12 protein-coding genes are annotated in these 25,518 nt (G+C 45.3%); 4 read left to right on the plus strand and 8 right to left on the minus strand.

Going from position 1 to position 25,518, the window contains the following annotated elements:
- Positions 1 to 202: 202 nt before the first annotated feature.
- The gene (gene tadA, locus BIW53_RS10235; RefSeq protein ID WP_070991781.1) at positions 203 to 706 is read right to left on the minus strand and encodes a tRNA adenosine(34) deaminase TadA; all 504 of its coding nucleotides are present in this window, start codon (positions 704 to 706) and stop codon (positions 203 to 205) included.
- Between the two features lie 267 nt (positions 707 to 973).
- On the opposite strand from tadA, the gene BIW53_RS10240 reads away from it, so the two are divergent.
- Positions 974 to 2,278 carry an inosine/guanosine kinase gene (locus tag BIW53_RS10240; RefSeq protein WP_070991782.1) on the plus strand — a complete coding sequence of 435 codons (1,305 nt, stop codon included), beginning with the start codon at positions 974 to 976 and terminating at the stop codon, positions 2,276 to 2,278.
- Between the two features lie 80 nt (positions 2,279 to 2,358).
- Here BIW53_RS10240 and BIW53_RS10245 read toward each other — a convergent pair whose 3' ends face one another.
- From BIW53_RS10245 to hpf, 7 genes are all read right to left on the minus strand, one after another.
- Positions 2,359 to 15,384 carry an Ig-like domain-containing protein gene (locus tag BIW53_RS10245; RefSeq protein WP_070991783.1) on the minus strand — a complete coding sequence of 4,342 codons (13,026 nt, stop codon included), beginning with the start codon at positions 15,382 to 15,384 and terminating at the stop codon, positions 2,359 to 2,361.
- A 190-nt stretch (positions 15,385 to 15,574) separates the two neighbouring features.
- The gene (locus tag BIW53_RS10250) at positions 15,575 to 16,195 is read right to left on the minus strand and encodes a phage tail protein (protein ID WP_070991784.1); all 621 of its coding nucleotides are present in this window, start codon (positions 16,193 to 16,195) and stop codon (positions 15,575 to 15,577) included.
- A 126-nt stretch (positions 16,196 to 16,321) separates the two neighbouring features.
- On the minus strand, positions 16,322 to 16,816 hold the full coding sequence (locus tag BIW53_RS10255) for a hypothetical protein (RefSeq protein WP_070991785.1): 495 nt from the start codon (positions 16,814 to 16,816) through the stop codon (positions 16,322 to 16,324).
- Between the two features lie 138 nt (positions 16,817 to 16,954).
- On the minus strand, positions 16,955 to 17,884 hold the full coding sequence (locus tag BIW53_RS10260) for a methionyl-tRNA formyltransferase (protein ID WP_175442117.1): 930 nt from the start codon (positions 17,882 to 17,884) through the stop codon (positions 16,955 to 16,957).
- Positions 17,885 to 17,894: 10 nt separating this feature from the next.
- Positions 17,895 to 19,133 (minus strand): SAM-dependent methyltransferase, encoded by a 1,239-nt coding sequence (locus BIW53_RS10265; RefSeq protein ID WP_070991787.1) that lies wholly within the window; start codon positions 19,131 to 19,133, stop codon positions 17,895 to 17,897.
- A gap of 497 nt (positions 19,134 to 19,630) precedes the next feature.
- A complete protein-coding gene (glsB, locus tag BIW53_RS10270) occupies positions 19,631 to 20,548 on the minus strand; it encodes a glutaminase B (RefSeq protein ID WP_070991788.1) in 918 nt (305 codons plus the stop codon).
- A gap of 99 nt (positions 20,549 to 20,647) precedes the next feature.
- On the minus strand, positions 20,648 to 21,004 hold the full coding sequence (gene hpf / locus BIW53_RS10275; protein WP_070991789.1) for a ribosome hibernation-promoting factor, HPF/YfiA family: 357 nt from the start codon (positions 21,002 to 21,004) through the stop codon (positions 20,648 to 20,650).
- 371 nt (positions 21,005 to 21,375) lie between these two features.
- Here hpf and BIW53_RS10280 point away from each other — a divergent pair, with 371 nt between their 5' ends.
- From BIW53_RS10280 to BIW53_RS10290, 3 genes are read left to right on the plus strand one after another with little or no spacing between them, the layout of a single operon-like run.
- On the plus strand, positions 21,376 to 22,032 hold the full coding sequence (locus BIW53_RS10280; RefSeq protein WP_070991825.1) for an ABC transporter ATP-binding protein: 657 nt from the start codon (positions 21,376 to 21,378) through the stop codon (positions 22,030 to 22,032).
- Positions 22,025 to 24,415, plus strand: a complete 2,391-nt coding sequence (locus tag BIW53_RS10285) for an FtsX-like permease family protein (RefSeq protein ID WP_070991826.1) — start codon at positions 22,025 to 22,027, stop codon at positions 24,413 to 24,415. Before BIW53_RS10280 ends, BIW53_RS10285 begins: the two co-directional genes overlap by 8 nt.
- A 3-nt stretch (positions 24,416 to 24,418) precedes the next feature.
- Entirely contained in the window at positions 24,419 to 25,468 is a 1,050-nt protein-coding gene (locus tag BIW53_RS10290; RefSeq protein WP_070991790.1) for a lipocalin-like domain-containing protein, read from the plus strand.
- Positions 25,469 to 25,518 lie beyond the last annotated feature (50 nt).

The following is a 25,518-nucleotide window of genomic DNA, read 5'->3' on the forward strand; positions in this document are numbered from 1 at the left end:
AGAGTTGTAATGCTGCCCGCGTGCTTTTCTCTCACACATATAAGGAGGTTCTGATGCTAAAAAGACGTCGAACTCATCAATTTAAACGTAATACACGACATACTTCTCCAAACAGACGTCGTGTCATGTTAAAAAACGCACACAAAAAAGTGCTACTGCGAAGAAAATTATTTGCACTATTGCAGATGGAAGAAATGGCGGCTCAACCTTGAGTCGCTTTTTTTAACTTTTTTGCGGCCTTGATCTCTTGCCGGCGACGTTTAAAAAAAGCCGACAACTTATCGCTACACTGTTCAGCGAGTACCCCTTCAGTCACCTCTAATTGATGGTTTAGCCTAGGCTCTTTGACAAGATTCATTATCGACCCTGCCGCTCCAGTTTTGGCATCTCTTGCACCAAACACTACTCGCTTTAAGCGGCTATGCACTAACAACCCTGCACACATTGGGCAAGGTTCCAGTGTCACGTACAAAGTACAATCAACCAAGCGATAATTTTCCAGCACCTTACCCGCCTCTCGGATAGCTTGCATTTCAGCGTGAGCTGAGGGGTCATGCTGACAAATAGATTGATTCCAACCCGCCGAAATCAACTGGTTGTCTTTTACCACCACCGCACCCACAGGAATTTCATCCTGCTGCTCTGCTTTATCAGCGTATATTAGCGCCTGAGACATCCAGTATTGATCTTGTTCTTGCTCGTTCATGAAGGTTAATTTTAATAAAAGAATCGCTTTTTAGTATATCGTGAACTGGCTATACGATAAACCTGCGCACCTTGTTCAATGGAGCCAACGACTACCCTGCTCTAGTTAATAACTATTTTAGGTAAATTCACTTATAAACTGATTATTTTTCGTCATATTAGTGCAATCATCCTAGAAAATCGCAAAATCACATGGCCCTTGAGGCTACACTTAAGCTATAATTCGCCGCTTTTTTTATTTCCTGAGCTCAACACACACGGGTAAAACATGAAATTTCCGGGACGCCGTAGGCATAAACATTATTTTCCAGTGGAAGATAAAGACCCACTAATCAACCAGTTAGGTAGTGATAGCGGTTTAAAGCATAGTTATATTTGCGGTATAGACCAAATCGTTGTTGATATCGAAGCAAAAGTTGATCAAGCCTTCTTAGATGAATTTGGTCTGCAACGCGGTATGTCGCAAGTAATCGAAAGCGATATTACCAATGCGCTTTACGAGCGCCTAAAGCGCGATAACATGATTGATTACGAATTTGCTGGCGGTACCATCGGCAACACAATGCACAATTACTCAGTCTTAGCGGATGACCGTTCGGTACTGCTGGGCGTTATGAGTGAAAACATAAAAGTGGGCAGCTATGCTTACAAGTTTTTGTGTAATACCTCAAGCCGAGTTGATTTGAATCACCTGCAACCTGTGGATGGCCCAATCGGTCGCTGCTTTACGCTAATAGATGACAGTGGGGAGCGCACCTTCGCGATAAGTGCTGGACTGATGAACCATTTACGTCCTGAGTCAATTTCTCAATCTTTAATTGAGAATGCATCGGCACTTGTGATCAGCGCCTACTTGATGCGTACCACCGCTAACGAAACCATGACACAAGCCACGTTACAAGCGGTACATTATGCTAACCAGGCAGGTGTACCAGTGGTGTTGACTTTGGGCACCAAATTTCTAATTGAGCAAGACCCTCAGTGGTGGGCCGAGTTCGTTGAGAAGCACGTCGATATTCTCGCTATGAATGAAGAAGAAGGCGAGGCAATTACAGGCTTTAACGACCCATTACTTGCCGCTGACAAAGCGCTTGATTGGGTAGATCTGGTGATTTGTACAGCGGGCCCTAGAGGATTATTTATGGCCGGCTATGTAGATGATAGGTTCAAGCGCGAAACTGAGTACCCGCTGCTGCCAGGTGCTATTGCTGAATTTAATCGCTACGAGTTTTCTCGTGGAATGCGCAAGGCTGACTGTAAAAACCCAATCAGGGCATACAGCCATACTGCGCCATATATGGGTGGTCCCGACACTATTAAGAACACTAATGGCGCGGGTGACTGTGCGTTGGCCGCGGTATTACATGACTTATCTGCAAACGAGTATCACAAATTAAATGTGCCAAACTCAGCAAAGCATGAACAACAGGCAATAACCTATTCTTCTTTGGCGCAAATCAGCAAATATGCCAATCGCGCAAGCTATGAAGTGTTGGTTCAACATTCACCTCGCCTCTCTCGTGGATTACCAGAGCGTGAGGATTCACTAGAACAATCTTATTGGGATAAGTGACCACATTGTTTTAACGACATCTAGTTAAATACTAAAGTAAAAAGCCCCTATTTTTAGGGGCTTTTTTGACTAACGACTAGCTAGAAACGGTATTGTACGCTCAAGGCTATTTCGTCTATGTCATTCTTTGAAACAAAGTAATAGCTATAATCTAGCCCCAAGGTGATTTTGGTTGAAATTGCATAGTGAACACCTGCACCTAAATACGCACTCGTACCACTGTCTTCATACTTTTGCGAAGTACTGCCATCACGCACACTTTCAATTTCATACTGCCAATTAAGTGCTCCAAAAAAGATTTTACCTTCAAACTGATTTGCCAAGCTCTTCGAGTAGTCTACTTGGACAGACACTCCCTCAGGTAACACTGGCGCAACATCCGCCAACATGCTATGCGTCTGACTTGGGTCACTCACACTGCCTGAAAAACTGACACTGGCCTCACCTAGGTTGATATATCTAATGCCGGCATACCAATTTGGCGCAACATTGTAAAATGCCCCAAAGGACCAGCTGGTTCCCTTGTCATCAATCTTTACCATTGCTATTTCAGGTTGCGTAAATTGAGCATCAGCAGTTGCTTGACCTAATGAACCAGTTACCTTCCAATCAGAAGCTTGAACTGGTGTATTGAATAAACAAGCGATGCTCACCAATGCAAATACTGGTAACAACGACTTTCTACGACGGATAAACATGGCTGATGTTAGTAACACAAGTAGCCCTCCAAATGAGCCTGATGAACTGTTAGTAATGGTTGTATTTTGTTGCGAATTGACGGTCACGGTCACACTCACCGTACCTTGTGATGTCGCACCATATTCATCGCGAACCACATAAGTGATGGTGTCTGTCCCATTAAACCCTGCTTGTGGCGTATAAGCCAATGTATTATCTACATTAACTGTAACGCTGCCATGCTCAGCTGTTGCTGATACTAAGTACAGAGCAGTACCTTCTGGGTCACTGTCATTAGCAAGTACATCAATCACCAATGCCGAGCCGTTAGATACCGCAGTGTCGTCTACCGCCACAGGAGCCTGATTCGTCTTAATGGAAACCGTTGCTGTACTGTAAGATGTGCCTCCTTGACCATCTGTAACACTATATTGGATCATCGCTTCACCAATAAACGTCGCAGGCGGTGTATAGTGCAGTTGATTGTCTTGCACTATCACGATTCCAAAATCAACTGTAGCGCCCGTTACAGATAGTGTATCTCCATCTGCATCGCTATCGTTATTGAGCACATCAATAACAATGGCTTGTCCTGAAACAATTGTTACCGAATCAGCATTGGCCACAGGGAAGGTATTGGTCGTGACTGGTACCGCGATACCACCTGGGTCAACAATCACACCATTAGCTAAGCCATCATCATCGTTTGGTCCACCATCAACAATATTTAGCTGCACACACCAACTACCTACAGTTAAGCCCGCAGTCCATTGGCCATCACCTGGAGGTGGGCAGAAGCCCGGCTCACCCTGCGCTGTTAGCACCTGATTTTTGTCATCAATAACAAAGTCATGCCATTGGCCGTCTTTTAGTTTTCTATACACTGAACCCTGTGGCACAGGCACTCGTTGTGGTAACACTATGCTATAGGTATCACCATCTTGCGGTAGCCCCGTAGCAATATAATCAAACACGCCGCCAATATTTATCGCATTCGGATCCTCTGGTAGCTCACTATCGAACAACTCCACACCACCGGTCTGATTCTGAGATACCGTTGCCCCTTTGCGTAGACACACTCCTGGGTCACCTTCAACTAAGAACTGTGTGGCTTCAAGCGCACGCTCTTGCATCACATTACACTCAGAGATAGCATCCTGATAATCAGGAATACCATCACCATCTGAGTCGGTATACCCTTCTTGTGAATCAGGAATTAAATCTCCATCTGAGTCTGTAGCACCAAGCTGCCCAAGTGACTCAATCACTTCAATGTACACATCTTTTCGTGTTGATAAGCTCGGTGTACCGTTATCTTTTGCGATAACTTCTACTTTATAGATACCCGGTACCACATTTATTGGATTGAATATGAACTGTTCTGGGCTAGGTGAAACGTTCACCACAGGTGCACTTGTTTGCCAAGAGATACTAACCTGATCGCTAGGGTTGGTGTCTGCGGCAATAGCTGAAATAGTCACTTGGTTATCAGTTGCAGTAACGAGCTCTCGCTCTTCACCTGACTGTGTCACTTTTGTCTTAAGCGATGGCGCAATATTCGCTTCCGAAATTGTTACTGTCGATGAAACGCGCGTACCTAGGTTCAAGCTGCTATCTAAGGTGATCACTATGGTTTCATTGCCTTCAGCGTCACCATCAGCAAATACTTCAAACTCAATGTGAGTTAGGAAACCAGAGTTAATCACTACTTCACCATCCTGTAGGTCATGATCTGCACTGTCTGCGGTGCCGGATACTGTATACGGGATTGTTACCGGATAGCTGGGTGAACGACCGTTTAGATAGACCGCAACACGGTGTTTGTTACCCTCAGCAATTCGATTGTTTTTCTGTAGTGATACCAGAGGGATCACATTAACATTTTGGCTTACCGTTGCTTGTAGACCCTGCCCGTCAGTCGCTTGCCAGTAAGCAATGTTTGGACCCGGTGAAAACAGTGGGAATCCATTTAACAAGGATACTGGAAGTGAATTACCTTGAGAGTCGGTCGCCACCGCTGTGCCTAAGTCGACTTTGGTATATAAACCAGTAGCATTCACTGTGACATCATTTGGCGCGATGATGGTCGGTGCTTGTCCACCACCTGCGTTGGTAATACTCACCATGGCTTTCGCAGATGCTCTGGCTTTGCCCTCATCTTCAATGACGTAATCAACCACTATCGGACCTTGCGCGTTAGGCACGGCCTGATAAGTCAGAGTATTGCCGCTAATGCTGACACTTCCTAACGACGCTTTTGCCCCAATGATACTAAGCGGTCCACCATCTGGGTCAGAGTCATTGTCTAACACTGTTAGGCTATATTGATTGCTTGGCACAGCCGTGAAAGTAAACGCATCATCAAGGGCTATCGGTGCGTCGTTTACTGGCACAACGTTAATGCTTACGGTAGCAACATCAGATTGCAACTCGCCGTCTGAAGCAATGTAACTAAAGCTATCGGCACCATTGAAGTTTGGCAGTGGTGTATAAGTTAAGACGGTTCCTTGTACTAATGCGACACCATTTTGTGGTAAATCTTGCAACTCAATGGTTAGTGTATCACCGTCAGCATCACTTACATCTGCCACAAAACTAGTTGTGCCATCTTCATTGACATTGCGCTGCATGTTGTTGGCAATAGGTGCCGCGTTTACGGCTACGACCGTGATATCAAATGAGTCGAGACTGGCTTGGAACTCACCATCACTGACCGCGATGATAATACCTGAGTAGGTACCTACATCGTCAATATCCGGTGTGCCTGTCAATACCCCCGTTGCAGTGTCAAAACTTGCCCAACTTGGCGCATTTTCAATACTGAAAGTTAAGGTCTCAGAGTCAACATCTGTCGCTTGAGGTGTGAAACTATATTGTTCATCCTGATTGACCAATGTGCTGGGTGTTCCTGAGATCTCTGGAGCATCATTTACCGCACTCACGACAATACTAAATACTGCCAACGAAACCGAGCTTTGACCATCACTGACCGACACCAAAATATCTGAGTAAGTACCTTGTTGGCCCTCCACTGGTGTGCCTGAGATTTCACCCGTAGTGTCGTTAAAGTTTGCCCAAACAGGTAAGTTAGCCACGCTAAAGGTTAAGGTATCAGCGTCTGCATCACTGGCGGTTGGAATAAAGCGATATGCTTCATCTTCATTAACTGTGGTGCTTGGTGTACCCGAGATAACAGGTACATCATTCACAGAGTCTACCGTGATAGTCACCGTGGCTTGATTGGAAGCTAATCCCTCGGTGTCTTGGACGGTGTACGTAAAGCTGTCACTTCCGAAGAAGTTTGCATTTGGCGTATAAAGAATACTACCCGAAGCCTGTACTTGCGCACTCCCCCCTTGCGCTTGAGTCACAACCGTCACACTTGATGCGTCAAGCTGACTATCAACATCGGTATCATTACCCAATACGTTAATTTCGATACTGCCGTCTTCAACTAATTGCGCGGTGTTATCGACCGCTACCGGCGCATCGTTGACTGCGGTAATGTTTACCGTAACTGTCGCTGGGTCTGAACGCAGGCCATCACTGTCTTCAACCGTATAGGTAAAGGCAAGCACACCATTTAGATCCTGATTTGGTGAAATCGTTAATACACCATCAGCACCGACCGATACACTAGCAAGCGTGTATACTCCAGCGCCGTTACCTTGATCTTGCAGCTCGATATCTGCGCCGACAAAACCACTATCTTCCACATCCGAATCATTGCTCAAAATAGCCAACGTGGTTGCCGTATCTTCATTGGTGGTTGTGGAGTCATCTCCCGCAACTGGGCGGTCGTTCACAGCACCAATGTTGACAGAAATGGTCGCAATATTTGATTGCCCACCTTCACTGTCGAGTATTGAATAAGTGAAGCTATCGCCACCCGTTTCATTGGCATTTGGAGTGTATGTGAGTGTCCCTGCGGTTTGGTCAATACTTGCACTACCTTTACTTGGTTGTGTTTCTAGCGTGATATTACCAGTTGGGTTGGTATCTTCTACATCGCTGGCACTAGCTCTGATTGCAAGCGCAGATGTGGCAGTATCCTCGTCAATGTTAGGCGTAAAGTCCGCAGCCACTGGCAAGTCATTTACGGCCGTGATGGTAATAGATACTGTTGCCTCATTCGACTCTGTCTGCTCATTGTCTTTCACTGTGTAAGTAAATGAATCTGAACCATTGCTATTGGCATCCGGAGTATAGGTAATCGTGCCATTACTCACAGATACTTGCCCCTGACTCGGTGCTGTTTTCACAACCACGGATGATGCAACCATATTACCTTCAGGGTCGCTGTCGTTTGACAGCACATTGAGTGAATTAGCAGTGTCTTCAAGCGTCGTCAGAGTATCATTAACCGCTGTTGGCGCATCTTCCACAGCATTCATATTGATGGTCACAGTATAAACAGGCGAACTAGTATTGCTGCTGTCTTCAACATGGTAAGTGAAACTATCCGTATGATTCTCACTACCGTCATGTACATAACTAAAGCTGCCATCACCGCTGAGCGTGAGCGTGCCATATTGAGGGTCGCTGTCTTTCACTATGGTTAAACTGTCACTAGAGTCCAAGTCATCGTCATCTGCCAAACTCAATAAACCATTAGTGCTATCGGCGGATGCTGTCCCCCCCTCATCAATGGTATAGCTGGTATCTTGCGCTGTTGGCGCATCATTGGTGTTAACGACTTCAATACTAAAGGCGCTAAGACTTGCCGAATCTGAGCCGTCACTGACTGATATTTGGATATTAGATGTCGTGCCCACATGGCTGTCATCTGGCGTACCAGTCAACGCACCAGTGCTAGTATCAAAACTTGCCCACGAAGGTTGATTGGTAATACTAAAGGTATGCGTATCACCAGAATCTGAGTCCGTTAATATGGGGGTAAAGTTGTAAGCACTGTCTTCATTCACACTGGTTGCAGGCGTGCCAGACAGCACTGGCACATCGTTGTACTGTTTGGTTACGGTATCGGTAAACGCTGAGCTTTCATTACCTGCTGTATCAGTCACTGTCACCGAAAGTGTAAGAGTGCCTTCATCAAGGTTGGTTACATCAATTGAAGTAACTTGCTCAGATGCACTGGTGATAGTATTGGCCGTTGCGCTATTCACCGTGTTAATACCATCGGAAACCTGATAAGTGAAGCTACCTGAGCCCTCTAGGCCAGATAATGTAAAGCTCATTGCCGCTTCGTTATCGGCATCAATTTTACTTTGGTCTATGCTCGCTGTGACTCCCGTTGGTGCTGTGGTGTCTATGGTCACACTCAAGCTTGCGCTTTCAGTATTGTTACCTGCGGTATCGGTCGCACGCGCTGAAATAGCATGCGCACCAGAAGATAGCGCTGAGCTGGTAATGCTCCAGCTACCACCACTAACTACCACACTGCCGACCGAGCCATCAACATCAGAAATCAATGTAATGGTATCGCCTGTTGTGCCAGTACCTGTAAACGTTGCCGTAGTATCATTGGTTAAATTATCCGTGTTTGATGTACCACTGTCACTGGCATCCGCCAAGTCTGGTGTACTCGGGCTAGAAGGAGCTGTTGAATCTATCGTAACACTCAACGAACTCGAGCTACTGCTCACATTGTTAGCCGAATCTGTTGCTTTAGCGGTAATTGAGTGAGCAACACCTGAAGCCAGTGTACTGGTGGTAATTTGCCAGTTACCGCCCGTTGCCGTGCCACTGCCGATTGAGGTCGCGCCGCCACCCACTTGATCGCTGTATAAGGTAACCGTTGAACCGCTTTCTGCCGTTCCGCTAAAGGTTGGTGTGGTGTCGCTGGTAATATTGTCCGTACTTGAGGCACCCGTATCTGAACCTGCATCCAAATCTGGTGTTGATGGTGCATTAGGCACAACATCATCAACAACCGTAATTGTGAATGACTCTTGGAAGCTGGCTGAACCATCACTGGTTTGCACACAGATAACATAATCACCCGGTGAAGTAGACGCTTGGGTTTGAAGCGCGCTACCCGTAAATTGAAAACTGCCATTGCCGGTACTTGCACTACAAGTTCCGCCATCACTGACACCTGAACTAACCAAGCTGTAGGTATGGCTATCAGCGCTTTCCACATCCGTGGTGCTAGCCGTCGCCACACTAGCTGAAGCCCCCGTATTAGACTGATTAATACTGGTTGCTGTTAGTGCAATATCTGTTGGAGCATCATTCACTGCACTGATCGTTACAGAAGCTTGGTTCACTCCTGAACTGCTTGCGGCGCCATCACTAAAGGTATAGCTCAACGTTACCGGTGAACTTGGGTCTTCTGAACTATTGCTATAGCCGATTGACTGTAATGTACTATCCACCAGCTCAGACGTTGCACTGCTGTTGAAACTCAAGACCAAGGTGCCTGATGAGTTAGTGGTAACCGTACCAATCGTTGTGCTGTTGTAAGTAAAGGTATTGCCTTGCACTAAAGTACCGAGCAATCCAGTATTGCTAAATACGTCTTGTGAATTTGCACCACCAGTGCGCGTAATCGTCAAGGTGGCACCATCATAGTTACCATTGTTGCTATTTAGCGCATCAAGCTCGGTATCTGCAACGGTCACATCGGAGTCTATTGCCACTACGGAGCCGTTTTCAGTAAAGGTGCTGCCGCCATTCAGGCTACTAAACACAGGCGCTTCATTTGCGGCTACAAATGTTATCAGTGTATCACTGCCTGAATCAGCCACGGTGTACACCAAGTCATTGCCCGGTGCATTAGTCAGTGTGATGAAAACCTCAGGACTTGCAAACGTGGTTGCATCGGTATCCACTTCAAACGTACCGGTACCATTGAAACGGACATTGTTCGTTGTCAGTCCTGTGATATTTGTAATTGTGATGGTATCGCCCGCAGCAAGATCGGCAATGGTATCACCATTGAGGTCACTGGCTTCACCAACAAAGTTATCATTACCATCATTACCCGTCATCGAGTCAGTACCAGCTCCGGGTCGAATGGTATCAGCACCAATGCCCCCTGTAATGGTGTCAGCACCGTCTAAATCAGTGGCAGAGATCTGAAGTACATCGTTCACAAATGCAGATGCATTAATGGTTAAATCTGCGGTAATGGCACTACCACTGGTATTGCTGACTGACACCGTTTGCCCATCCGCACTAAAGTTATCACTCAAAGTGATGGATGCGGTGTTGTTGGTGCCGATGGCAATACCTTCAATTGCCGATACTGTGGTGGTTGAGAAATCAAATGTACCACCATCCATTAGCTTTAACGTTTCACTACCGCCACTGCCTGAGATTGCTGTGGCAAAATCGCCCAGATTAGCAGCATCTAGTGAGACAGTTGCGCCACTGGCCACAGCAAGCGTACCAATGTTGGTAAACACCCCGCCGCTCACATCAGCCCCATCTGTTACCTGAACCTGATCAGCAACCGTAGCATCTCCCGTGAGCGTACCAGTATATGCGCTACCGCCAATAGCAAAGGTGATGGCATCGGTCGTTGACGTTGCGCTAACACTAGTTGTACCACTTGAAACCGTAACCGTTCTGGTGTTGGTGCTATCATCGCCAACGCTGTAAGTTTCAATGCCAGTCAGCGTGCTAAAGTCACCATCGCCGCTGATGGTAATGGTTTCAGACCCTTCTGCGGTTATCGTACCCGTGAAGCTTTCATGTTGACTTGTCGTCATGGCAACAGATGCACCAGAGGCTAATGTAAGGTTGCTCACCGCCGAGATAGTTGCGCCGGTAATATCTGCGCCTGTGCTTAACGATAGCGTATCGGCAACGGTGTTTTCACCTGTGATTGTGCCTGTGTAAGTCAAAGAGCCAAGGTCAAAGGTAATGGCATCGCTTGTTGATGTCCCCGTCACCGAATGGCCCGCACTACTGACCGTGACCGTACGGCTATTGGTTGAGTCATCCGCCAAGGTATAGCTCTCTATAGCTGAAACCGTGGTTACATCGCCATCTCCCGATACCGATAGTGACTCAGAGCCACTGCCCGTAACCGTGCCTGTAAATGAAGATAACTGAGACACAGTAACGGTAGCCGTGCCATTACTGCTCACCGATAGGTTTTCAAAGCTACTGACCGTTGCTCCTGCAATACTACCGCCATCAGACACTGACAGAGTATCTGTACCACTACCACCTGCCAAGGTCCCCGTTGCCGTTAATGTGCCGACATTAACTGTGTCATCGCCACTGCTGCCTGTTAGGTTTTGCGCAGCACTACCAAGGGTGAAGGTATTAGCCGCTGACAGCACATAAGTCTCAATGGCACTGTCGCCGGTTAAACCATCGCTCGCATCACTGATAGTAATGGTTTCAGCACCCGCTGCGGTAACTGTACTAAAACCATCATGTTGAGCTTCGGTCATTGTCACTGAGGCATTGTCACTCAAGGTAAGTGACTCAAAACTGCTTAGCGTTGCGCCACTGATATTCGCGCCAGTATCTGCCTGTAATATATCTGTGCCTGTGCCACCTGAAAGCACGCCTGTGGCTGTAAAACCAACCACATTAACGGTATCAGCACTACTACTGCCCGTCACATTTTGTGCTGCCGTTGCCATGGTAAAGGTCATAGCACCACCTAACACATAGGTTTCAATGTCGCTATCACCTGTCAGTGTCTGATCGCCATCAGCACTTGAAATCGTGAACTGATTGGTGCCTGAACCATTAATGGTTGTAAACGCGTCATGTTGTGTTTCTGTCAGTGTTAACGACGCATCATTGCTTGGTGTTAAGGTTTCAAAGTTAGTCAGTGAGGTAAAGTTTGCCAAATTCGAACCAGTCGGAACAACCAGTGTATCGGTGCCCGTACCACCGTCTGCGGTCGAGCCTGAGATATGCGTGGTATCGTCAATCGTCAGCGTTTCATCATCACTGGTAAAGGTAATGGCTGGAGATAAGTTTGTTCCATTGGTGGTGTTAAAACTGGCTGCGGTACTGCTTGCCGCTGTCACATTGCTTACCGATACAGTTGCTGTGCGAGAAGTACTGTTGTCAGTACCATCATTGATCACCACAGTCACGGTTCTAGCCGTTTCGTTAGGCGAACTTGAGGTATTGTTATAAGTAACTGCCTGTAAGAATGTTTGAACTTCTGAGGCTGTTGCCGTTGCTCCTGAGATGGTAATGGTGTCTTGTAAAGTAATATCAGAGGAACCTGAGATACCCGTTAACGCATCTTGTGCTGAGGCTGTTACATTAAGCCCCTCAGAAGCACCATTTTGGTCGTTGGTAAGCGTGACGGTTATGGTTGTAATCGTATCACTATCTGCTTCTGTTACAGCCGCATTCGCTGCGATATTCACCGCACCACCCGCTTCAGAAAAAGAAGCGCTGCTGTCATCACTGCCAGAGCTGGAGTCAAGATCCACAACAGGCGCGGTATTCGCTGTGGAGAAGTTGAAAGTGGTATCGTCACTAATACCCGCAAAACTGTTGCCAGCGGTATCATCCACCGCTGTGGCATCAACTCGAATCGCGTAATTTCGATTTCCGCTTAAGTCACTGCTAGGGTTGATATAAATCTTGTCATTGGTGATACCAATACGACCAGCACTTGGTGTGGTAGTTGTTCCATCACTTTCAGTGGCAACATCAAAAACTTCAAAGTCGCTGCTATCGCTTACATTGCGAATGGTTATGCTGCCCGAGCCCAAGGCAATATTCTCACTAAAATCGATAACAATATCGTTACTAGCAGTTATATTCGTTGCGTTATCATTTGGTGTCGAGTTTGTACTGTCAAACGTAGGCACTGTCGAATCAATAGTGAAAGCAGTGATTGTCAGTGCAGTATTTGCATTACCTGCCGAGTCGGTAACGGTGATCGTACAGTCACTGTATGTGCCATTTGCCAGCGCGGAGGTGTTGTCCGTATCCGTTAGTGTGATGGTTTGATTACCCGTGCTACTAATTGTCGTTGAGGTCGATGTACCGCAGCTTCCACCGACAGACAGAGTCCCTGTTTCTGTGGTGCTAAACGTATAACTGGGTGTTGTATCATTAGTGGGGGTGCTCACCGCTGTCACTTCTGCAACCGTGGGGGCTGTGGTATCTACAGTAAAACTCGTAATACTTAAAGCCGTATTGGCATTACCTGCTGAGTCGGTAACGGTGATCGTACAATCACTGTATGTGCCGCTTGCCAGCACAGAGGTATTATCTGTATCCGTCAGTGTGATGGTTTGATTACCCGTGCTGCTAATTGTCGTTGAGGTCGATGTGCCACAGCTTCCACCGACAGACAATGTCCCTGTTTCTGTGGTGCTAAATGTATAATTGGGCGTACTATCATTTGTTGGCGTGGTCACCTCAGTCACTTCTGCAACCGTTGGCGCGGTAGTATCTACTGTAAAACTCGTGATGCTCAAAGCCGTATTGGCATTACCTACAGAGTCGGTAACGGTGATTGTACAATCACTGTATGTGCCATTTGCCAGCGCTGAGGAATTATCTGTATCCGTCAGTGTGATGGTTTGATTACCCGTGCTACTAATTGTCGTTGAGGTCGATGTGCCACAACTGCCACCCACAGACAAAGTCCCTGTTTCTGTGGTACTAAACGTATAACTGGGTGTTGTATCATTCGTGGGGGTGCTCACCGCCGTTACTTCTGCAACTGTCGGTGCTGTAGTATCTACTGTAAAATTCGTGACGCTCAAAGCCGTATTAGCATTACCTGCCGAGTCAGTAACGGTGATCGTACAGTCACTATATGTACCACTTGCTAACACAGATGTGTTGTCAGTATCCGTGAACGTGATGGTTTGATTACCGGTGCTACTAATTGTCGTTGAGCTGGATGTACCACAACTGCCACCAACAGACAAAGTACCTGTTTCTGTGGTGCTAAAGGTATAGTTTGGGGTTGAATCATTAGTTGGTGTGCTTACTGCTGTCACTTCTGCAACGGTTGGTGCGGTAGTATCTACCGTAAAACTCGTAATACTCAGTGTACTGCTGGCATTGCCTGCCGAGTCGGTAATGGTAATGGTGCAATTACTGTATGTACCATTTGCCAGCGCAGAGGTGTTATCCGTTTGAGTGAGAGTAATAACATGATTGCCCGTGCTGCTAATTGTCGTTGAGGAGGATGTGCCACAGCTTCCACCAACAGACAGTGTCCCTGTTTCTGTGGTACTAAACGCATAATTGGGCGTACTATCATTTGTTGGCGTAGTTACCTCAGTCACTTCTGCAACCGTTGGCGCGGTAGTATCTACCGTAAAACTAGAAATACTCAAAGCCGAATTAGCATTGCCTGCAGAGTCGGTAACGGTGATTGTACAATCACTGTATGTGCCGCTTGCCAGCACAGAGGAGTTGTCTGTATCCGTCAGAGTAATGGTTTGATTGCCCGTGCTGCTAATTGTCGTTGAGCTAGATGTACCACAGCTTCCACCAACAGACAAAGCCCCTGTTTCTGTGGTGCTAAAGGTATAGTTCGGGGTTGAATCATTAGTTGGTGTTGTAACGGCGGTTACTTCAGCTACTGTTGGTGCCGCAGTATCTACCGTAAAGCTAGATATTGTCCGTGCACTACTGGCGTTCCCCGCGGAGTCGGTCACTGTAATGGTACAGTCGTCGTATGTGTCATCTATCAAACCTGACGTGTTATCGGGTTGGGTTAGAGTAATAGTTTGGTTTCCAGTAGAACTGATAGTGGTTGAGCTTGATGTGCCGCAACTGCCTCCCATCGATAAATCGCCTGCCTCATTGGTCGTAAAAGTATAACTAGGCGTATTGTCGTTAGTTGGCGTAGTCACCGCCGTTACTTCACTGATTGTGGGCGCGGTCGAGTCGGATGCTACAGGGTTAGTCACCACAGCGTTTAAAACCGCAATCTCCTGAAAGTCAGTCGTGCCATCGACGCCAGAACCATTGGGGGTTGTTGCCCAGGTTACCACCAAGGTGTCTATATCTTGCCAGTCTGCGTCATCCGCCCATGTACCTGAACCTCTGGTAAATGTTTCAACCCCACTTGAAGTAAAAACACTCCATGTCAGTTCATCAGTAACAACTGCACTTCCGCTTCTATATCCCGTGATTGTAAAGACGTTACTGCCAGTGTTGCCATCGGCTCTTCTGCCCAGCTGCATAGAGTTTATAGAGAAGTTATTGGTGGCGGATAACTGAAAGCCACCAGTAGAATTACTGAAAACGCTTCCCGAAGTATCAACTGGCAGCATTGCTCCAGTTCCAGCAGTTACTCGTTGGTCTGTATATACATTACTGCCTTGTAAGCCCGTTCCCCAGTCTATCGTAAAATCTGTACTCGTTGATAATCCAACGGTCGATGTATAGTCATTTACAGCACCACCTGTACTTACACTGGTGTAATCAATCGTGGCCGCCCATAGAGTTATAGGAGCTATTGAAAGCGCTAGTAAGCCCAATGAATTGAATATTTTACTTAATTGCATAATCCTAAAACTCCAGCTGGCTCTTGATATACGTATTTAAAGTTCATTACTGATGGAAAAACGCTAATACATTTGAAGCCCTATCCAAGTAGAGCTTGACTCACAGCTTTCCAAAACTGCAAAGAAACGAATACTTGTAAGTACCAACGGGTCCTGTTAGCTACTCTTTACAAAACCCGCTGTGCTTCATTTAAGAACGAGACGGATATACACCTTCCAACACCATTTGCCAGTTAACTACCTGAAATGGACCGATAATGCTAAACGCGTCCGAGCTGCCTGTCATTCCTATAGCTACACTCCCAGATGCGCCGCCACCATCTATCGTTAACCCAGCAATCTGAGTTAAAGTAGGTGCTGGAGAGAACCCCTGCTGCTTGTAGTACATTCGACTATCTGTGTTGGTGTTGGCTGCTAAGTAAGACTGTTCATCTGGCTCTGTTTGGTTGGGTCCGTCTGTTGCAACCTCAAGCTGACCTGATACAGCCCCACCACTGGACGTAAATGTTGCACTATGGTTATGCTGTGGCATATGTGACAAATCCAAGGTTCTGTACTCTGTACCTCCTCGCTGGGCAAGCGAGTACTGAGCACCTCCAGGCATTTTGCCTATACCAAGCGGACTGCGGCCGCGCATATCAGGTAAACCAAACGAGGTTCTGCCGTCTCCACCATATAAATCGCCAATCAAAGAGTACAACGCGGTGTTCTCAGATATTGCCATCAACTGGCCCTGACAACTTGCCCAGCTACGAATTGCAAAATTACCACCAAACGGTCTCATGGTGCCGATATAAGAATCTGTTGACATAATTAGTCCTTATTTTTACAAATTACTCGATGGTGACAAGCGGACTTCACTACTGCTCTCGAGTGCCACACCAACTATGTTACTTACTAATAACCAAATAAAATTTAAGCGTTAATACTTAACTACCTATTCTGATTGCTCCGCCTCTTCTGGCTCATACCCCATCGGGTGAGCAGAAAACACCGGTGGAATAAACAACTCTGGTAGGGCAACTTGACGAACGCTACCAGCCGATGTTTTACCCATGCATACAGTGCCTACGTCATTAACACTCAAGGTCACCTGAGGATCGTTAGATGCGCTAGGAAAACGCCAATACAGCTCTGACGTTTTATAACGGATCAGCACCATCTGCTCGCATTGATCAAACTCATCAGGGTGTTCACAAAACTTATCGTGATACTCAGACAGTTTTTGTTCACCCATAAACTGCACTAACAAGCTACCCATACCAGGAATGTCAACAATTGCAGACTCCGCACGCTCTACGCTAAAAGCGCCTTTGCCCTCTAACTTGGTGATCACCTCAGCATTACTATTGCTTGGAAGTGCCCCGTTGTTATAGGGATAGACAGCAATGTCATATCCGTATTGATTGGTTATCTCTATGTTTATCTTCATTCGTTAACTCGCTTTTGAAGTACGATTCAAAGCATTGTCATAACAAAAAACGATAACACCCACATACATCTACTTATCGCTTTTCTCCAACATTGCTTTCCCAAATAAAATTGACAACTATCGTCACTTGTCGTCACGCTAAATATCCGACAATGACATACCTGCTTCTAAGCCAAATAAAACCGCAAATCGATAGCCATCAAATAGCCCATGCTGAGTGCCTATCACATCAAAACGTACCGCTGCGTCTTTGGTTTTGATCAGCAACCCTTGGTGCCTATCTACCTCAATAACAGTACCCGGTTGCAAACCTGCTAGATGACACTCGACTATGCTGGCTTGTAATAACTGAAACATATCCCGACCTACCGCAAAAATGGCACAGCCTGAATCAACATTGCCCGCACGAGCCATGTTCACGACTTGCTTTGCGGTTTGTTGATACCAATTAACCATGAGTTGTTGCTCAGTGAGCGCGGGCGCACTGTTATGTGCGTGCTCTGCTTGCTTGTGCCAAGACAGTTTTTGTTGTTCATCAAGTTGGCAAAAGGTATCGATAAGATAAGGCACGACCTGAGCGACTTTTTGCTGTAAAGAGTTCATGGTATCGAACGGGTGGATCTCAATATCGACATCAACAGCAATATCACCGTCATCAATAGATTCTGTCACCCGATGTATGGTTAACTTGGTGACTTCCTCGCCGTTACGAAGCTGCCAATACAAAGGGAATGGGCCTCGATATTCAGGTAAAGGGCTGGGGTGGAGATTTACCAGATAACCCCCAAAATACTGAATGAGCTTATCCCGTAGTTTGTGCCGGAACATATAAACTAGAGCGCGGTTTATCGCTAACTCGTCAAGTCGAGCCAGTACTCTTGAGTCATCCGCTTGGTTATAAGCAACAACTTGAATGTTATTTTGCTGTAGCCAATATTGTAACTGCGCAAGATCTGGGTTTGGCTCAGCATCTACCAATACAACACAACCAAGCTTGTTGCTCTGCAGCAAATATTGAATGGCAGGTAAACTCTGACAACTTCCCGTAAATACTGCATATTTTTGCACAAGCGTCTCCTTACACCTTGACCGGTACAAAACCCGGCAAACCTGTTAATTGGTAGTAAAACTGTACGGTATCGCCACTGTTTGCCACAAAGTGATTGTGCTCAATATCCCTTGGTTTACCGTCAACATAAAAGCTTGTATCTGGCTTGGGGTGTGTGATGCCAGAGTCATACTGGCCAACGCCCTCTTGTGCAAACGTATCAATATGCGCGTAAATCGCTAAGATCCGCTCGTTCATATCATCAACATCATTGGGAAGCGTAATTTGACTGGCTGGTATCACTTTAATGCCATCTTGTAGCTCCAGCTCCTGCATTTCTAATAAGGTTGACTTGTTAATAGTGAGAATTTCGCCAAGTTCTACACGATCTTGCTGCGCCTCACCGCTGACATTCAATGAGTGACTATATTCAGCCTGCTTCCATTGCTGATTAAACTCTGTTTCACCAATCACCATCATGCCTCTGATAGACACGCTCTGTGGGATCATCCAGCCATCAATATTGAGAAATTGAACTAAGTGCTTAGCAATACTCAGTTGCCCTTCTTTGGTAAAGCCATGCTGCATCGCTTCGAGTACGAGTAGGTCTATTGCAACATCAGGTGTGAACTGGGTCGCGTCCGCTTCTGCTATTTGTAATATGTAATCATCCAGCTGTAAGTCTGTTATCAACTGTTTTAGGGTCATCACTGCGCCCGGTTGTACATCAACTAAAATCACCTTGATCTGCTCTGAGTCAAAGGTTTGCGAATTTTTGTAGTAACTCAACAGTGGTAACAGCAGCGGCGCAAAAGGGCCACAAGCAGGGTATAAAATGGTGATTGTCGAGTTATTTTTTAATTTGCCACGAATGGCTTGGTCAATACCGCGCGCATATCCCTTAATGCGATATACATCTTTGATGGTGTGCTTACAATTGTGCACAGACATAACCAAGCCAGTTGCTGATATATATTGACGGGTAAGGACTTCCTGACTCAAGTCTGCCAACGCCATCGACTGCACGGCTTGGTCGTACATGCTTTCAAATGCTTTGACTAACTGTTGATGTGCTACTTTTGTGTCACTCAATGCCAAAGTCATCGCCTCTACAAAACTTTTTTGTAAGAGTTTAACTCGTTGTTCTGTAGTAACTTTTGACTTTAATAAGGATTCAAGTTGGGTGCGAATTGAATGCTTTAGCAACTCATCAATGTGAGGTTCTGCGTATCCAAGCGCTGACGCCTTTCCAAATTGTGGTTTTTCCATTAATGCTACCTAGCTCCAAGGGTCCTTGACTAAAACGTTCCACTGCAAGATTCAGTCGATATTCATTGCTACTTAATAATTCAGTCTAGTCAATCGTTGAAGAAGTACTAAATTTTTTGACCTCAATAGCAGGTTGCTTTAATTACTTATTCTCACTCTTACAGCCCGTAGCAAATAATCCATAAACAAAGTTCTTCTAGTCAAAATTCACGATAAATACTTTAATGTACGGATATTAACTTTTTGATTCTGATAGCTGTTTAATTCAAACTTTAAAAGCAAACTAAACGCCATTGTGCCAACAATATGAATAATGGGGAATTACAGCAGCTTACACGCACAGGAATAACATGGTCTTTGAAATGTCATGCTAAGATGTAATGCTTCATAATAAGACGCAAAGATGCCCAGATTAGTGAGAAGTCTGGTAAGGCACGGGTATGATTAAAAAACTAAGTCTTTAAAGTGAGTTTACTATTTTCAGCTTAGCTTTTTGTTTAAAAAATTGCAGTATTGAGTTGTTCTGATAGGCATTCCAACGCCGCGATACCCGCAACGGAGTTACCAAACTTATCCAGCCCAGGTGACCAAACTGCCACCGTAAACTTTCCTGGCACGACGGCGATAATCGTACCTGATACCCCTGACTTGCCAGGCATTCCGACGCGATAAGCAAAATCTCCTGCGGCATCGTAGAGCCCACTAGTGAACAATAATGAATTTAACTGCTTGGTTTGTTTTGCACTGAGTAATTGTTGTTGGCTTTGCGCGCAATACCCTTGATTGGATAGATATGAAAAAGTGCGCGCCAGCTCAGCACAGTTTATTTCTATTGCACAGTAATTGAAGTAACACCACAGTACCTCTTCAACCTCATTGGTAAAGTTACCAAATGATTTCATTAAATACGCCATAGCTGCATTTCGAAAACGATGTTCAAACTCAGACTGTGCCACCTTTTTGTTGATCACCACCTTGTCGTTACCAGACTGACGGCGGTACTGTTCGAGCATGGTGTAAATAGGGGCGCCTAAACGAGAGAACAGCGCATCACAGGTTACAATCGCCCCTGCATTTATAAATGGGTTACGAGGAATGCCATTTTCAAATTCAAGCTGTGTTAAAGAGTTAAAGGCTGTACCCGAAGGTTCTTTGCCGACTCGTTGCCAAAGTTCATCCTCATAACGCTGCAGCGCCATGGTTAGAGTCATGACTTTCGATACCGATTGCACCGTAAAGCGCGCCTGACAATCCCCCACCGTATAGGTTTTTCCGTCAATCGTATGTAATGCCATCGCGAATTGACCGAGCTTTTGCTCTGCCAAAGCCGGTATGTAATCTGCCACTTTACCTGAGAGTAACAAGGGTTGAATATGCGAAAGCGTGGTATCTAAAACAGCTTGATAATCGGTCATTTAAACTACTTTATAAGGGGCAAGATTGTTGCTCAGTCTAACATAAAAAAAGGGCCTGTTAAGGCCCCCTTTGCTGATATCACGTTAGGCACTATTACCTTAACGTAAATCCATTTCTTGAATAATTTCGTGTGCGATTTCCGGCGTTGTACTCACCGGTTTATTGTGCAAATTCGCTTTAAGTTGCCCTTTTCTATGTTTTAGTGAGGCATCTAATTTTTTAGCGGCGTTCGCAATTGCTGGATACATTACGTCCCCTTCCCCCTTAACGGCAATACGCACGCCAGAATACGTAGTCGATATTTCCGTGTAAAACTTTTTGTTCTCATTACTTATAATGATATCTAACGATAATAACGACGGAAAATGATTAGCTGTTTTGGCAAACTTTTCTTGAACGTGAGCTCTTACTGCATCTGTAACATCCACATGGTGGCCCGATAGATTTATCTTCATACATTTATCCTTTTCTTGTTTACCTCAATTACAGTATTGAGGCCATTTGCGAAAACCTCAAGGGTAAAAAGTCAGATTATTTTCATAAATGTGAAATCAGTGAGCAGGATCAAAAAAGTGACTCGTCGTAAGCTATCACTTAAAAAAATGTAAGTTCATGAATCAGAGTTCTTATTTATTATTTCTTAAGTACAAGCTCGCTTGCATCTGCCCAACTCACTTATTAAACCCATATTCGCATAGAGGTGTTGCGTGCCAATTTTTGGGATTAATGAGCACAGTTACTGAACATTCCTTGTTACATGTTTGTCTTTTTTTCACAGCGCTATTTCTGTAATCTAGCTAAAACCACTGGGCAACAAGGAATTACAGTGATTAGCGTGACCGACTTATGCTTTAGCCGTCAAGATGGCGACCAAGTTCAAACCCTATTTGATGGCTTTAGTTTTAACATAGCAGCACAAGAGCAAGTTGCTTTGCTTGGCGACAGTGGCTCAGGAAAAACCACGCTACTACACTTGTTGGCTGGATTACTCAGCCCTGATAGTGGTCAAATTAAAATAGATGACGCACTTATTTCTTCCTATGACGCTCAACAACTTGCGCATTTTCGACGTAAAATAGGCCTTATTTTTCAACACTATCAGCTACTTGACTGCCTTACTGTTAAGCAAAATATCTTATTTCAACACAAGCTCAACTTTCCAAATCAGTCCCCCGATGCGCTAGACTCTTTAGTTGAGCAATTAGGGTTGAGCGACAAGCTCAATAAACTCCCTAGCCAGCTCTCTGGTGGTGAACAACAACGTGTTGGTATTGCAAGGGCGTTACTTAACCAACCTAAGTTGATCTTAGCCGATGAACCAACCGGCAACCTCGATCAGGCTCGCTCTCATCAAGTTGTCGAAATGCTGACAACCTTATGTAAGGCCAGACAAATCAATTTGGTGATGGTGACGCACTCTCAGCAGTTAACCCAATATTTTGATAGCGTTAAAGTGCTTGCTAATGGGCAGTTCAATGACTGAAATTAAGCTCATTTTAAATACGCACATTGCATATTTAAAACACCACCCATGGTTACTACTGTTATTTATTGTTGGCCTAAGTTTGGGAAGCGCCTTACTTAGCGCCATTGCAGGACTCAACCAAGAAGCGAAAGACCGCCATCAGAAATCTTCAGCACTCATTGATACTGCCGTCAGTCATATTGTAAAGCCGCCCATTGGCCAAAACTACGTTGATGGGAAATTATGGTTAAAGTTACGCAAACATGGCTTTACCAACGCACAACCGGTTTTACGCGCAAAGCTAAAGTTGGCTTCGGGTAAAACACTTTATCTACAAGGCGTAGATAGCCTTATTTGGATGACAAAGCCCGCGCCCACCAGCGCACAACAACCAGGCAGCCATGACAGTACAAGATTTACGTTTGATTCCATTTTGATAGACAGTAAAAACGCAGCAAAACTCAAACTTGCTTCCGATCGCAACACACTCCAGCTTGCAAATAGTCCGTATACACCCCGTTTTAGCGTGATTGATGGCATTGGCATGTGGTCTATCACCGACCTCGCTTATGCAGATATGTTGCTTGAAGCCAAGGGCCAACTCAGCTTTATTGAATTTGTCGGTTTAACCGCTGAGCAAATCCCACAAGTCGAGGCCATTTTGTCGAATGAGGCAAGGCTTGTTGCCGCACAAGAGCAAGACTTTGACGCCCTCTCTGAGGCGTTCTTTTTTAACCTCGCAGCACTTGCCTTGCTTGGTTACATTGTCGCCGCTTTTTTAAGTTTTAATGCCATCAAGCTCTCTATTGCTGGGCGAAGAAAACTACTGAGTCAGTTTAATATTTTGGGGTGCTCACCAAAGGCCATTCGCTCAGCCATCGTGATAGAGTTTACCTTAATGAGCTTTTTGACCGCTCTACTAGGCAGCATCACGGGGTTTATTATCGCCAATGCCCTAGTGCTTGATGTAAACCGCACCCTCATGGGGCTTTATAAACTAGAACAAGCACTGACAATAGAATGGCAATGGCAAACCTTAGTGCTGGGATTTGTGGTTAATATCGCCACCCTTACTCTGATGCTACTAACACAAAAAAGCGCTGTACAAAACAAAGGGAACACCCTGTTTTATTCTGCCTTAGGGGTTGTTATTGCTGCACTTGGTTACTTGTACTTTAACGCCCAATCAGAATTTGATGCCCTACTTCTGTGCTTTTTTATTCTATTGCTGTTTGTGCTTATCACCCCTAGATGCTTACAAAGTTTGCTTCGTGTGAAAAACCCATTCTCCGCCCCTTTATGGCAGTGGCTATATGCTGATAGCAAATTCCAGCTAAAGGAGTTAACGATTGCTATCGTAGCAATTTTAGTGGCACTTGGCAGCGCGATTGGCATGCAGATCATGGTTAAAAGCTTTAGCAACACGCTCAATGCACATCTAGAAAAACAACTAAGTGCGGATGTGTATGTTCATGTCGACAAGTATGAACCACAGCTTCGAGCACGTCTGAGCGCAGACTCCCATATAAAACGTGTTGGCATTTATATGGCAAGCAATGGCTACATCAATAAAGTGCCTGCAAAGCTTGCCAGTTATGGGCAAGGACACCAAGCATTTGCCCACATCAACCTAACCTCAGGTGAGGCTGTCAATGCCTCCCACTTTGCCAACAATGGTTGTATTGCTAACGAACAAGCCACCATAAAATATCATTTCCAACTAGGTGATACGGTTGTATTTAAACAAAATCAACATACCTTTGAATGTCGAATTGCTGCGTTTACCTACGATTATGGCAATACCTCTTTGGCTCTTATCACCCAAGAGCAAAGCATCAAAGCAAGCCCGTTACATTGGCAGGTATATGGCTTGTCACTCATCATGAATGAGCATATAACAACGGAGCAACTCATCGAGCATCTGTTAAACCAATACCAGATTGATAGTGCCTATATCACCGAGAACAAACGATTCAAAGCCATTGCTAATGGGCTGTTTAACGATACTTTTAAGGTTACAAAGGTTTTAAATGGATTTATTCTCGCCATCGCATTAGTTAGCCTTTGTATCAGTCTGCTAAGCTTGAGCGCCCAACACGCAAAACAATTAGCCGTTTTAAATAGCCTCGGAGTGGATGCCTCTCAGTTACAAAAACTAAAGCTTGTGCAAACTACCTTGTTGGTTGGATTTACCTGTTTGTTTGCGATTCCACTGGGCTTCGCCTTGGGATTTGCTTTATTAAAGTTTGTCATGCCTATCGCATTTGGTTGGACAATTCACTTTTACTTAGACTTGCCAGCCCTGTTGAACACATGTTTGTTGTTACTGCTTGCAGCGGTGCTTTGCGCCTATCTGCCTGTAAAAAAACTCACCACCGACTTGCACGCAAAAGGAAGTTAACCAATGACAAAGTATGCCTTTTTACTGCTTTCAATTTTATTGCTATTGGGCTGCGAACCAGCGCCACAAGCTCAGCATAGCCAAGCTCTGCAAACCGCCAGTGGTGAGCCGGTAGACAAAAATCGAGGCGTGATTTTTCCACAAGATCATGGCCCACACTTGAAGCAAGGCATCGAGTGGTGGTATGTCACAGCAAACCTAAGCGCAGAAACAGGCGAAACCTTTGGTGTGCAATGGACTTTATTTAGAACACAGCTACCTTTGCCATTTGAGTCAACATGGTGGGACAACCAACTTTATTTTGCCCATTTTGCCCTACAACATCAGCAATCACATGTTGCCTTTGAACGATTTGCTCGCGCAGGACAAGCGGGCGTCACCGCAAGCCCATTTGTTGCCCATTTAGATAACTGGTCGCTAAAAAGCACACAGCAAAGCTTTTTACCGCTGAACATGAAAGCAAGCCAAGGTGACTATGCTATTGATGTTTCGCTCAATAATAGTCCTCTCACTTTGCATGGTGAAAACGGCTACAGTCAAAAAACACAAAGCGGCCACGCGTCTTACTATTTCAGCTACCCATTTTTAGAATCACACGGCACTCTAACTTTTAATGGCAAAAAGTACCAAGTATCTGGTAATGCTTGGTATGACAGAGAATGGTCGGCAAGCTTACTGGATAAAAGCCAACTTGGTTGGGACTGGTTTAGCCTAGTCAGCGATGACAACCCAAAACAGGGCTTAATGCTGTTTTGTATTCGCGATGCACAACAAAACTATGATTACTGTAGCGGCACACGCATTGACGAACAGGGTCAAGCGACGCTAATTCCAAAGCAAGACATTCGTTTACATGCGTTACAACATATCACTATCGATGGCAAAAAGTACCCAAGTCAGTGGAAGGTTGAATTACCGAATTCCTCAGCGGTGCTGATTGAATCCATCACTAAAAATTCTCTTAACAAGTTGTCGATACCCTACTGGGAAGGCCGAGTGAGAGCAAGCGGTGGCTTTAATGGCATAGGTTATGCCGAGTTAGCGGGCTACTAAATCCGTATTTACTGTAGTGACCCACTGTGTGTAAATCTGCGACGTATTTC

The organism is Pseudoalteromonas byunsanensis (assembly GCF_001854475.1).
Lineage (GTDB): Bacteria > Pseudomonadota > Gammaproteobacteria > Enterobacterales > Alteromonadaceae > Pseudoalteromonas > Pseudoalteromonas byunsanensis.

What these genes read in the sequence shown, in the direction of transcription:
- tadA (WP_070991781.1), bottom strand. Translation starts at nt 706, where the DNA reads ATGAACGAGCAAGAACAAGATCAATACTGGATGTCTCAGGCGCTAATA.
- BIW53_RS10240 (WP_070991782.1), top strand. Translation starts at nt 974, where the DNA reads ATGAAATTTCCGGGACGCCGTAGGCATAAACATTATTTTCCAGTGGAA.
- BIW53_RS10245 (WP_070991783.1), bottom strand. Translation starts at nt 15,384, where the DNA reads ATGCAATTAAGTAAAATATTCAATTCATTGGGCTTACTAGCGCTTTCA.
- BIW53_RS10250 (WP_070991784.1), bottom strand. Translation starts at nt 16,195, where the DNA reads ATGTCAACAGATTCTTATATCGGCACCATGAGACCGTTTGGTGGTAAT.
- BIW53_RS10255 (WP_070991785.1), bottom strand. Translation starts at nt 16,816, where the DNA reads ATGAAGATAAACATAGAGATAACCAATCAATACGGATATGACATTGCT.
- BIW53_RS10265 (WP_070991787.1), bottom strand. Translation starts at nt 19,133, where the DNA reads ATGGAAAAACCACAATTTGGAAAGGCGTCAGCGCTTGGATACGCAGAA.
- glsB (WP_070991788.1), bottom strand. Translation starts at nt 20,548, where the DNA reads ATGACCGATTATCAAGCTGTTTTAGATACCACGCTTTCGCATATTCAA.
- hpf (WP_070991789.1), bottom strand. Translation starts at nt 21,004, where the DNA reads ATGAAGATAAATCTATCGGGCCACCATGTGGATGTTACAGATGCAGTA.
- BIW53_RS10285 (WP_070991826.1), top strand. Translation starts at nt 22,025, where the DNA reads ATGACTGAAATTAAGCTCATTTTAAATACGCACATTGCATATTTAAAA.
- BIW53_RS10290 (WP_070991790.1), top strand. Translation starts at nt 24,419, where the DNA reads ATGACAAAGTATGCCTTTTTACTGCTTTCAATTTTATTGCTATTGGGC.